This window comes from Streptococcus sp. IMAU 99161, from assembly GCF_014435245.1.
Taxonomy (GTDB): Bacteria; Bacillota; Bacilli; order Lactobacillales; family Streptococcaceae; genus Streptococcus; species Streptococcus lactarius.
Genome location: NZ_JAAPAW010000002.1, coordinates 73,816 through 86,141, shown reverse-complemented (window position 1 = coordinate 86,141; position 12,326 = coordinate 73,816). Strand labels below are relative to the sequence as shown.

Here is a 12,326-nt window from a genome sequence, read left to right as displayed (position 1 = left end):
CGTCCATCTAGGATAGCTACGATCTTTCTGGAATCAAAATCCTGTGCAATAAAGCTCATCTTTCCTTTCTTGAAGCTATATTCATCCCAGCTCATGTGTTCTGGAAGGTAGTTAAAGTCAGTCTTAAATTTAAATTTATGTAACTGACGAATGACTGTCGAAGTAGAGACTGATAAACTTTCAGAGATAGCTGTCATAGGGAGTTTCTCAATCAATTTTTGAGTGATTTTCTGTTTGACGATGGTTGCGATTTGGTGATTCTTCTTGACTAAGGAAGTTTCTGAAACAGCGATTTTTCCACAGTCTTTACAGCGGAAACGACGTTTTCTCAATCGAATAAGAATCTTGTAACCTGCACATTCAAGGTAAGGGATTTTAGATTCTTTTTGGAAGTCATATTTAGCCATTTGTCCCTGACAGTTGTGACATTTAGGGGCAGGATAATCGAGCTTAGCAATGACTTCTTTATGCGTTCCAGCATCAAGATAATCTAAGATAATAATATTTTTGTCTTTAATTCCAAGTATGTTTGTGATAAAATTTAATTGTTCCATAAGATTCTTTCTAATGAGGGTTTGGTCACTTTTTCATTATAGGTCTTATGGAGCTTTTTTTCTACAACAAAATAGACTCCATAATTTCTACAGTGGTTTTACCCACTACAGAAATTATAGAGCCGGTTTTATTAACCTAGCGAAGTTTTTATTTTTTTTCCTGTTTGCTAAAGAATGCTTTTCCTTCTTTGACCCAGGTTGGCATTTGTTGAGCTAAGGGAGCAAAACCAGTCTTGTGACGGTCATTTGAAAAACGATGGTGGCGAATCGTTCGCTGCGGTGTTTCTTCCAGCGTTCGCAAAGAGAGGCTGGCTTTCTTAGAATATTCATCAACATCAATAACTTGGACAAAAACCTTCTCTCCAATTGAAAGAATATCCTGGATATGATTAACATAACCACTACGGATTTCTGAAATATGAATCAATCCCGTATCTCCCGAGGCGAGTTCAACGAAGGCTCCATAGGGTTGAATGCCTGTGATGGTTCCTTCTAACTTATCTCCAATTTTCATATTAGTCCTCAATTTCGATAGTTTGAATCACGACATCTTCTACTGGTTTATCCATCATACCTGTCTCAACAGCCGCGATTTCATCCAAAACGGCAAACGAAGTTTCATCCATCAATTGACCAAATACTGTATGGCGTTGGTCTAAGTGAGGAGTTCCTCCTTCTGTGGTATAGACTTCAGCTATTTTTTCAGGCCAACCACCACGGACCAATTCCTTTTTGGAATAAGGAAGATGTTGATTTTGTACAATAAAGAATTGGCTGCCATTTGTGTTTGGTCCAGCATTGGCCATCGAAAGGGCTCCGCGAATATTGTACAATTCTTTTGAAAACTCATCCTCAAAGCTATCACCATAGATAGACTCACCGCCCATACCAGTACCTGTTGGATCTCCCCCTTGGACCATGAAATCTTTGATAATGCGGTGGAAAATAACTCCATCGTAATAACCAGACTTAGCAAGGGCCACAAAATTTGCAACTGTTTTTGGTGCTTGATCTGGGAATAATTGAATTTTCATCTCACCGTGATTGGTTTTGATTACAGCGATAGGGCCTTCAACCGTAGCAAGATCTAACTGTGGTAATATCAATTCTTTTTCAACCATATTTAACTCCTCTAAGGCATGGAATATGCCATCTTCTTCTAAATTCTTGGTAATATAATCTGCTTTTTCTTGCAACTCTGGTGCTGATTTCCCCATTGCGATGCTAATCCCTGCATAATCAAACAGTTCCATATCATTTAAGCCATCTCCAAATGCCAAAACATTTTCTGGCTTCAAACCTAAGTGATGGACAACTTGAGAAACTCCTGAAGCTTTTGAAGCTTCAAAGCCAACAACATCTGATGAATGGGGATGCCATGATACTAAGCGAAGTTTCTCTTGCAAAGAAGGTGGCAACTCTAGCTCACTATCCTGTTCATCAAAGGTCCACATTTGGAAAATAGGTTCTTTCAAATGCAGATTTGGATCTACGGGTAAGTTGGGATAAATAACGTCAATAGCATCACTGATCAAAGGTGTCCGATTGGACAGGGCAGCTTGATGACTAGCCACTAACCCATAATCAATCTCGGATTCTTTGGCCCAATCCACAAAAGAAGAAACGATTGCTTCATTGATCGGTGATTGGTAGATAACAGTTCCTTTTGTATCTTCTATATAGGCACCGTTTAAAGTTACTAGAAAATCAGGCTTTAAGTCCATGATTTCAGGAACAACTCCAAAAATTCCTCGTCCAGTTGCAATTCCTGTTAAGATTCCCTTCTCTTTCAGCTGATGAAAGACGTCTTTAACAGATTCTGGGATCAATCCTGTTTCTTTTGCACGTAGTGTATCATCAATGTCAAAAAAGACGATTTTTATTTTTTTTGCTTTATAACGTAATTTTGCGTCCACTTGTCTCCCCCTCTTTTTCTCGCTCTATTATAGCATGTTTTACCTTAAAAATCTTCTTGATTCACCAGATGGTGTCGAAAGGCATAGACGACTGCTTGCGTCCGATCGCTGACTTCTAGTTTAGATAAGATGTTAGAGACATGGGTCTTCACTGTTTTTAAAGAAATGAAGAGTTCATCTGCTATTCGTTGATTTTCATATCCTTTGGTCAATAAAGCCAGAATATCTCGCTCTCTAGCTGTCAAATCATCATGCAATTCAGCATGGTTCTTTCGTGACTCAACCTTTTGACTAACTTCTGTCTCAATCGCAAATTCTCCCTTTGCAACCTTTCGGACAGCCTGTAAGATTTCAGTTGCTGAGGATGTTTTTAAAATATAGCCCTTTGCACCTGCATCTAGGACAGGGTATATCTTTTCATTATCCAAATACGATGTCAGAATGACAATTTTGGCTTCTGGCCATTCTTTTAGGATGGCTAGTGTTGCATCAATGCCGTTTAGTTCTGGCATCACAATATCCATGATAATGACATCTGGCCTTTCTTTCAGAGCTAACTCTACTCCTGCCTTACCATTTTGAGCTTCCAATACTTTGTCAATATCGGTTTGCATGGACAAGAAGCTCTTCAAACCTAATCGGACCATTTCATGGTCATCTACTAATAATACTTTCATACCGTTTCCTTTTTATCTTTTTCTTTTACAAGGAGGGGAACACGAATATCCACCGCCACTCCCTTTTGGGGACTTGTTCGAATTTTAATGGTGCCCGCCATATCTTCTACTCGCTCTTGAATATTTTTCAAGCCATAACTCAAGCGTTCCAATTTTTCCTGCTCAAATCCGATGCCATCATCCACCATCCGTAAATGAAGTTGTTTTCCTTCCTGATTCAAATAAACGTCCATTTGTTGAGCTCTGGCATGTTTCAAGGTATTGCTGACGATTTCTTGTACAATTCGAAAGAGGTGTTCTTCCATATCTTTTGGAATACTCACTTCATTGCGGTGGAAGATAACGGTTAGGTTACTTTTTTCTTTTAGTTCCCTAAAAATCATCTCCATCCCTTCTACCAAACTTTTTCCTTCCAACTCTGTTGGTCGTAAGTGTAAGAGCAAGACCCGTAAATCGTTTTGGGCTGTACCTAGAATATCCGATACACCATTTAGTTGTTGCTCAATCTGTTTTTTCTCTAACTCAAGGACCTGAGCCGCCACTCCAGACAAAATCATATTAGCCGCAAACAATTCTTGACTAACCGTGTCATGTAGATCGCGCGCAATTCTCTTACGCTCGGTTTCTACGATTTCTTCTTCATTTCGCATAACACGATTTTCGCTTCTTTGTAAATTTTCTTCTAGACGATGGAGTTTTTTCTCCAATGCATTCAACTGTTGATTCAGTTCTTTGGGAGCAATTTCTTTTTGCTCTGAACCATTCATCATAGCTTCTACTTTTTGCTGAACCGCGTGGACGGTTACAAATTGGGTAATCTTCATAATCAAAAAGACCAAAGTAGTCAGTGCCAGTGTCAGACTGAAAATCAAAAATAGGAAGGATTGAAGCAAGGAAAAATTTGTAAAGAGGTCGTTCCAATGAAAACCAACAAAACTAAAAATGGTGTGACAAATCACTGCTATGACCATTAAAGAGTAAAAATAAAGTAATACATAGTCCATTTTTTTCATCCGCGCACCACCTCTACATCCCCAACAATACCAGCTAGGACGATTTTGATTGACCGATGGGAGCGACGATAATGGGCTGTTTCTATATCGAGCGTTTCGTTACGCATTTTACGAATGGGTAAATCTAAAAATGTCAGATCACCATAAAGCGTATTGATTTGTAAGTGCAACTCCAAATCAATTGGTAAAATAATTTTTGTATTTCCAAAACCTTTACGGATGATGATGATATTGTCCCAATCACACATCGCAACCTCTTCCAAATGAAGGGTATCATTTCCAAAGACTCGAAGCACATTTAGGTCTCGATAGCCTCGACTTTGTTTTGAAAAATGCTGCAGTTCACCAATCCAACGCGTTTTTTCCTGACAAATTTTTGTATCTTCTTCAATATCAAACACAATGGCTTCATTTTCCTTGTACATATAAGGATATGCAATCAATAAGCCATAAATTACCGCAAATAAAATGGCTGCAATCACAAATGGATTGAGCATGACGATAAAAAATAGGAGCACACTTAGTGCAATTAGTAGGAAATTCGCTCTGTGTTTGCCAAAATAATAATACAAAAGCAGCAAAAAAAGGACCATTAAAACGATGAATCTCGAGAAATCAACTGATAAAATAGTGAGCGCTGCTAAGGTTAATAAAATTGCTTCAACAAAGATAAAAATTTGTATTTTCCACATAGTCCACCTCATCTTTACCTATTCTATCAAATTTTCTCCCATTTGACTTCCGTCTGTGGTTGTAGAATTTTGAGAGATCAAAAAACACCCTCCGGATCGCAATCCTTTGGGTGTCTTCTAGTTAGAAATTTTGTTTCAAAGTCCTGTTTAGCAGTACCATTTCTTTAGTTTCCAGTAGCTGTACTACTTGAACTTTCAGTGTCTGATCGTTCTGAAGAAGAGGAGCTAGAAGTTTCTGAGCTAGAAGAGGAAGCTTTTGTACTGGATGAAGAGGTTACTTTCGGTTCATAAACCGTCAAGACAATTCGTGTACGGTTGATATCGACACTACTTGAAGCCTCTGGTGATTGACTGACAATTTGACCAGCGGATACGAATACTCCATCTGGTAGATGGTCGGTTTTTTTCAATTCAATATTCGCTTCTTTGATTCCATAGATTTCAATCAAATTGCTTCGAGCAAAATCATAGGTGGATCCAATATAGTTTGGCATTTCAACAGACGTTGATTCTTTGGCTACTTTCAATACAATCTTAGTTTTTGAGTTCAAAGAGTATTGTTCACCCGGTGCCGGTGTTTGCTCAATAACCGTTCCAGGTTCATAATCAAAGGTTTCAACCTCTTCAATACTGATCATCTTACTAGATACTTTATAGGTATTTTTGAGATCATCTTCAGCTTTTGCTCGTGTTTCTCCCACATAGTTTGGCATTTCAAAACTGTTTGGCCCCTTGGAGACAATCAAATCAATTCGACTCTGTTCCTTCTTTTGAGCCCCTGCATTCGGACTGGTACGGATCACATAGCCTTCTGCAACCGAATCGCTATATTCCTCCTTTTCATCTCCTACTTGGAGATCTTGTCCTTCAATCAGTGCCCGCGCTTCTGCAACGGTCTTGCCAGAAACATCTGGAACCGTTTTATTAGCAGGACTCATATACAATAAAAACGCAAAAGCAGCAAGGACCAAGGCGATGGCTACAAACAAGACCTTGTAACGTGTGCGTAATCGTCTTCTTGGCTTTTTATTTGGTACCATCGTATGTGGATCTGTTAATGGACGATTCGCATCTATCGAACTAATTTCACTACGTACTTCAGAGATGGGAACTGGAGCAGTTTTTGGAGTTGGGCTCACTTTAGGAAGTGTTTTGGTGTCTGCCTTCGTTTGATCTTCAAAAACTAATTTGGGTTCGTTTCTTCTTTCATACGACAAGCAACTTGAAAGATCCACATACATCTCAGCTACTGATTTGTACCGATCGGTCAATTTCTTAGCTGTTGCTTTGATGACGACATTTTCTAAAGCTTGGGGGACGTTCTTATTTTCCTCACGAATCGAAGGTAGTGGTTTTTGGAAATGCTGTAGGGCAATGGTAACAGCACTATCTCCATCGTATGGAATGTGTCCTGTCAACATCTCATAGAAAATAATCCCCATAGCGTAGATGTCACTTTGAACCGTAGCTTTTGATCCACGCGCTTGCTCAGGTGACAAATAATGAACAGATCCTAACATTGAGTTCGTCTGCGTCAAACTAGTTTCCGCAAAGGCTACCGCAATCCCAAAATCCGAAACTTTAGCAGTCCCATCAGGAGTTAAAAGGACATTTTGCGGTTTTAAATCTCTATGAATGATACCACATGTATGGGCTAGACGCATTGCTAGAAGAATTTGTCCCATCAAACGAACGGCTTCTTCATTTGATAGCGGCGCATTTTCTTTAATGTAACGCTTCAAATCTAAACCGGCAACGTATTCCATTGCAAGGTATTGTTGCCCTTCTTCTTCACCGATATCTGTAATCCGAACGATATTTGGATGGTCCAGTTCTGCCATCGCTTTTGCTTCACGCTGAAAACGTGCAACTGCAATGGGATCTGTCTGGTAATTTGTACGCAGAACTTTAACAGCGACTTCTTCACCATCCAAAATTAAATCACGCGCTAGATAGACATCTGCCATCCCCCCGCGACCAATTTGTTGGATGATTTTATATCGTCCGGCAAAAATTTTGCCGATTTGAATCATGCTGCGTCCTCCTCAGTAAAGTGGAGCAATACAGCGGTAATATTATCAAGACCTCCAGCATTATTGGCAAAGCGAATCAAAGTCTCAGCCTTTTCTTCAAGCGATACGTCACTTAAAACAATATCTCTAATTTCATCTGGTCCGATCATATTGGTCAACCCATCGCTGTTGATCAGAATATAATCATCTGCTTCAACACCAATCAAGCCATAATCTGGCTCTAACTCATCTTTTTGGCCAATGGACTGGGTAATGATATTCCGTTGCGGATGATGAGCTGCTTCTTCTTCTGTAATTTGACCAGCTCGCAAGAGGGCATTAACAAGAGAATGGTCACTGGTCAATTGTTGGTATTCCCCGTGACGAATCAGGCCAATACGTGAATCACCTACATGGGCGTAAATGACTTGACCTTCTACAAAAGCCAAAGCTTCCAGCGTAGTTCCCATTCCTTTGTGTTCATCATCTTGACCTGCTAAATGAATCCGACGATTCACTGCTTCTAAATGATCTGCGAACCATTCCCGTACTTGATTGACTGTCTCAATTTCAGAAGTAACCCAGGCTGTACCTAGGTCTGTGACTGCCATTTCGCTTGCAATATTGCCGGCACGGTGTCCCCCCATACCGTCGGCAAGAAAAATCATCGATTTCCCAGCCTTATTTTTATATTGATTTGCATAGTCTTGGTTATTTGTCCGTCTTTGACCTACATCGGTTAAGATCGAAATATCCATTCTGTCAGTTCCCTCCTGATTTTAAGATATTCTCTTGAAACGACTGATAAAGAAACCGTCGCTCCCGTACAGTTCAGGTGTAATCAATATACACCCATTTTTGAGAATATCTTTTCTTTCGTGATTCAATGGGACGAGTTCAAAATTCGGGTGGTTTTCCAAAAACTTGTGGACCACCTCAAAATTTTCCTTTCCCATAATCGTACATGTACTGTACACTATTATACCATCTTTACGTACACTTTGACAAACGCTTTCTAGAATTGCCAATTGAACAGATTGCAAGGAATCAAAGTCTGCGCTTTTTTTCGTGTACTTGATATCCGGCTTTCTCCTTATGAGACCAATCCCCGAACAAGGTGCATCTACCAATATTTTATCAAAAGCATCCGTTCCAAATGTTTCAAAGACTTTTGTCGCATCTAATTTTTTTGTCAAAATTTTGTCTGCAACATGAAGCCGATTGGCATTTTCTTGAATCAATTTTAGTTTGTGATCATAAAGATCCAAGGCTGTAACTTTCCCAGTTGTGAGATAAGAAGCCATATGAGTTGTTTTACCACCGGGTGCTGCACAAGCATCTAGAACCCATTCATCTCCTTGGAGCTCTAAGACTGGTGCTACCAATTGACTAGATTCATCTTGAATGGCAATTTTTCCTTCTTTAAAGAAAGAGTGCCCCGCAAAATGCCCCTGTTCTTTTACTAGAGCACTTGGAGCTAGCAAGGATTCTTTCGCATCTAATAACTGGGCAAGAGTTTCTTTTTCACTCAGCTCAATTACACGAATACTCGATTTATTGCGCTGGTATATACTCTCAAAAATAGCCCGAGCTCGTTCTTCACCATATTCTTCAATGAGCTCTTTGACCAACCAGACAGGTAAGGAATACTGCACTGAATAGCGTTTGTTTTTTCGCTTGATGGTATCAATATCTGGCAGGCCCTCACGGAGAAGCTTTCTGAGGATAGCATTGACAAACTTCTCGCTACCTTCTTTACGTCTTTTAGCTATCTGGACAGCTTCATTGACAACGGCATAGTCTGGAATGCGATCCAAATAGACCAGCTGGTACAAACTCATCATTAAGAGGTCATAAAGCCAGCTATCCAATTTCTCACGGTCTTCAATAACATGAGCAAGGTACCATTCAAGCGTTATTTTGCGTGCCACTGTACCGTATACAACTTCTGTAACAAAGCTCTTGTCCTTATCTGAGAGCAAAGATTTTTCTAGCGCTTGATTCAAGGCGATATTGGAATAGGCTCCCTTATCAAAGACAGCTTCCAAAATATGGAGGGTCTCTTCACGCGCATTCATTTGTTTACCTTCCAAAGTGATCTCCTACTTTCAATTGACGGCCCGCACCATTCAAAAAGTCTGTAATGGACATTTTTGGTTTTCCTGCCGGCTGCACAACTTTGAGGGATAGCGCACCTTCTCCAGTAGCAACGATCAACTCTTTTTTGGTGAGATGAATCACTTGACCTGGAGTTCCGTTGCCCTCACATGGCTTCGCTTCGTAGATCTTAAACCGTTGCCCATTTAGTATAGTATGGGCTACCGGCCAAGGATTCATCCCTCGAATCTGATTAAAGACTTGGCGATTGGTTTTGGTCCAATCCAACACTTCTTCTTCTGGCAAAATATTCGGTGAAAATGTCACCAAATCCGGATCTTGTGGCCTTGGTTTGATCTCACCTGCTAGGTAAGCTGGCAAATTATCTAGGAGTAGATCCCGTCCAAGGACAGACAATTTTTCAAACAAGGTTCCCACATTGTCCTCATCTAAAATTGGTAGAGATCGGGATGCAATCATGTCTCCAGCATCCATTTCCTTGACCATTTCCATAATTGTAACCCCAGCTTCTTCATCACCATTGATTAGAGCATAGTGAATAGGAGCTCCACCTCTATATTTAGGCAGCAAAGAAGCGTGGACATTCACCGCAAATTGGAAGTTCTCCAGCAATTTTGTCGGTAAAAATTGGCCAAAAGCAGCCGTCACAATTCCTTCAGCATCTAGTGACAGAAGGGATTCCATTTCTGGGCTTCCTGACAATTTTTCAGGCTGTAAAACCGGTAGTTGATGTTCCAAAGCCACTTGCTTAACAGGGGTCATTCGAATCTCTTTTTTGCGGCCTACTTTTCGATCAGGCTGTGTTACAACTGCTAGAATTTCATAGCGGGGATCCGCTAACAAGCCCTTTAGAACAGTTGCTGAAAAATCGGGTGTTCCCATAAAAATAATTTTTGTCATCTTATCTTCCTTACATAAAACTTTGTGGTTCATTATCGATGCTGACACGCAGGTCTTTGTTTTCTTTCTCTTGAGTAAAATCCAAGACCTGATTCAACACCTGTGTAATGCCTTCTTCAAAGCGATATTTTAAAATGATTTGATAGTGATAGAGATTATGTGTACGTGCAATGGGCTTCGGAGTTGGGCCTAGCAGTTGACTCTGATCAGATAAGCCTGAGCGAAGAATTTCCATCACTTGATGAGCCTTTTTTACCACAACTTCTTCATTCTTATGCGATAAAGTCAAACCAACCGTAAAATAATACGGTGTATAGCCCAACTGTCTGCGAATCTTCATTTCATAGGCAAAAAAGCCTTCATAATCTTGCTCCTTAGCAAATTGAATTGCATAATGATTGGGATTATAGCTTTGAATAATCACTTCTCCCTCTTTATCTGCCCGACCAGCTCTTCCAGCCACCTGGGTTAACAGTTGAAAGGTTCTCTCTGAGGAGCGATAATCCGGTAAATTCAGAGACGTATCTGCATTGAGAACTCCTACAAGAGTGACATTGGGAAAATCAAGTCCCTTAGCAATCATTTGGGTCCCCAATAAAATATCCGCCTCTCCATTTCCAAAAGCCTCTAATATGGCTGCGTGACTTCCTTTTTTTCGGGTAGTGTCGACATCCATACGCAGAATTTTTGCTTCAGGAAAGATCTCTTGCAACTCATCATATGCTTTTTGTGTGCCTGTCCCATAATAACGAATGGAACGGCTTTGGCAATTGGGGCAGTGCCGAGGAATTGCCTTGCTATAGCCACAATAATGGCAGTTCATGGTCTTGGTATCCATGTGAAGGGTCAGAGAAATATCACAATTGGGACAAGTATCCACTGTCCCACACTCGCGACACATGACAAAACTAGAATAACCACGACGGTTCAGCATCAGGACCACTTGCTCTTTCTTTTGCAAACGATCAGCAATTGCTTCAACAAGAATCGGAGTATAGTTACCAGCTTCATTTTGACCAATATAATCCCTAAAATCAACCACTTTGACTTTTGGAATGTTGGCTGAGGGATTGGCTCGTTTGGTTAAACGAAGCAATTGATACACTCCTTTTGTGGCACGCGCCCGCGATTCCAAACTAGGTGTGGCTGAGCCAAGAAGCAAAACTGCTTGATTGTACTGAGCTCTTAAGATTGCGACTTCCCGCGCATGGTAGCGAGGGTTGCTATCTTGTTTGTAGGAAGCCTCATGTTCCTCATCAATGATGATGGCACCTATATTCTTCAAAGGTGCAAAGATAGCTGAGCGTGCGCCAACGACTACCTTGGCCTCTCCGCGTTCGACCTTTCGCCACTGGTCATACTTCTCTCCGTTTGATAAGCCTGAGTGTAAAATGGCAACTTCCTGACCAAAACGTGAGATAAAACGGTTGGTCATCTGAGGTGTCAGGGAAATCTCAGGGACCAACATAATAGCTGTTTTCCCCTTTTTAAGGACTTCTTGAATAATCTGTAAATAGACTTCTGTCTTTCCACTTCCAGTCACCCCTTCTAAAAGAAATGGGGTCGAAGTTTTTCCAATTTGGGAAACAACCGCCTCTACCGCCTTTGCCTGTTCTTGGTTTAAAATCAAGGCCTGGCTTTGTTTTTTTCCTTCGAAGTATTGAGCAGCACGATTGACTTCACGTTCGCTAACCTTGAGGGCACCTTGCTCCACAAAATAGGCTACTACCGGCTTTGAAAATTCCTTATACAGATCTGCCAACGGTTTTTCTTGCGTCTCTAATTGCAATTTTTCCTTCAAAACAAGACGCTTTTTAGCTCTGGCAGACGGTTGAAGTTCTTTCAACTTTTCTTGATCAACCCAATACCATTTTTCTGTTTTGATCTGTTTCTGATCCTTAGCCTGGTATTCTAAGAGAAGATCACCCCTCCTCACCAATCGCATCACTTGGGCTTGATCAGCCACATCTAGTGATGAAAAAGCCACCTCTTGTTTCGAACCAAAGAGTTTTGTTTGGATTGATGGATCTAATGAAGATTGCGGATACAAGATCTTATCGTAACTCGAATTCAAAAGAGAGGGCAACATGGATTTCAAAAGAGTGATTTTATAAGAAAACACACTTTTTCGTAATTGGTCTGCTAACCAAAATTGTTCTTGATTTAAAACTGGAGTGTAGTCTAACACCTCCACGATAGACTTCAATTCCTCGGGCATGTCTGCTTCTTTTGATACTTCGGTCACAATTCCTTGAATGAGACGGTTTCCTATACCAAAAGGCACATGCACACGCATCCCTGCTTCTACCATATCTTCAAACTCTGAAGGGATCTCATAGGAATAGGGTTTATCTGTCTGCATCAATGGAACATCCACGATCACTTTTGCTATCATGTTTTCACCTCCTGTCTTCTCTGTGTGCGCTTGACTCTATCACGGGCCC

11 protein-coding genes are annotated in these 12,326 nt (G+C 40.6%); all 11 read right to left on the bottom strand.

The genetic code is table 11. The features are described 5' to 3' along the window. Window positions 1–554 (bottom strand): transposase family protein (locus HA044_RS00595; RefSeq protein ID WP_187538283.1); only part of this gene is annotated, 554 nt, incomplete at its 3' end. 148 nt (window positions 555–702) lie between these two features. Then, window positions 703–1,068: a S1 RNA-binding domain-containing protein gene (locus tag HA044_RS00590; protein ID WP_187538281.1), complete on the bottom strand. Its 366-nt coding sequence runs from the start codon at window positions 1,066–1,068 to the stop codon at window positions 703–705. 1 nt (window position 1,069) lies between these two features. Further along, the gene (locus tag HA044_RS10085; protein ID WP_187538279.1) at window positions 1,070–2,470 is read right to left on the bottom strand and encodes a bifunctional Cof-type HAD-IIB family hydrolase/peptidylprolyl isomerase; all 1,401 of its coding nucleotides are present in this window, start codon (window positions 2,468–2,470) and stop codon (window positions 1,070–1,072) included. A 44-nt stretch (window positions 2,471–2,514) separates the two neighbouring features. Further along, entirely contained in the window at window positions 2,515–3,147 is a 633-nt protein-coding gene (locus HA044_RS00580) for a response regulator transcription factor (protein WP_187538277.1), read from the bottom strand. Further along, window positions 3,144–4,160, bottom strand: coding sequence for a sensor histidine kinase (locus tag HA044_RS00575; RefSeq protein WP_187538275.1), 1,017 nt, complete (start codon window positions 4,158–4,160; stop codon window positions 3,144–3,146). The genes HA044_RS00580 and HA044_RS00575 overlap by 4 nt, the downstream gene beginning before the upstream one ends. Further along, window positions 4,157–4,852, bottom strand: a complete 696-nt coding sequence (liaF, locus tag HA044_RS00570) for a cell wall-active antibiotics response protein LiaF (RefSeq protein WP_187538273.1) — start codon at window positions 4,850–4,852, stop codon at window positions 4,157–4,159. Before liaF ends, HA044_RS00575 begins: the two co-directional genes overlap by 4 nt. 164 nt (window positions 4,853–5,016) lie before the next feature. Next, complete coding sequence (gene pknB, locus HA044_RS00565; RefSeq protein ID WP_187538271.1) at window positions 5,017–6,885, bottom strand: Stk1 family PASTA domain-containing Ser/Thr kinase; 1,869 nt, start codon at window positions 6,883–6,885, stop codon at window positions 5,017–5,019. Then, a complete protein-coding gene (locus HA044_RS00560) occupies window positions 6,882–7,622 on the bottom strand; it encodes a Stp1/IreP family PP2C-type Ser/Thr phosphatase (RefSeq protein ID WP_187538269.1) in 741 nt (246 codons plus the stop codon). The genes pknB and HA044_RS00560 overlap by 4 nt, the downstream gene beginning before the upstream one ends. A gap of 21 nt (window positions 7,623–7,643) precedes the next feature. Beyond that, window positions 7,644–8,957, bottom strand: coding sequence for a 16S rRNA (cytosine(967)-C(5))-methyltransferase RsmB (rsmB, locus tag HA044_RS00555; RefSeq protein WP_187538267.1), 1,314 nt, complete (start codon window positions 8,955–8,957; stop codon window positions 7,644–7,646). After that, window positions 8,947–9,882, bottom strand: coding sequence for a methionyl-tRNA formyltransferase (gene fmt / locus HA044_RS00550; protein ID WP_187538264.1), 936 nt, complete (start codon window positions 9,880–9,882; stop codon window positions 8,947–8,949). The genes rsmB and fmt overlap by 11 nt, the downstream gene beginning before the upstream one ends. Before the next feature lie 10 nt (window positions 9,883–9,892). Then, entirely contained in the window at window positions 9,893–12,277 is a 2,385-nt protein-coding gene (locus tag HA044_RS00545; RefSeq protein WP_187538262.1) for a primosomal protein N', read from the bottom strand. Window positions 12,278–12,326 lie beyond the last annotated feature (49 nt).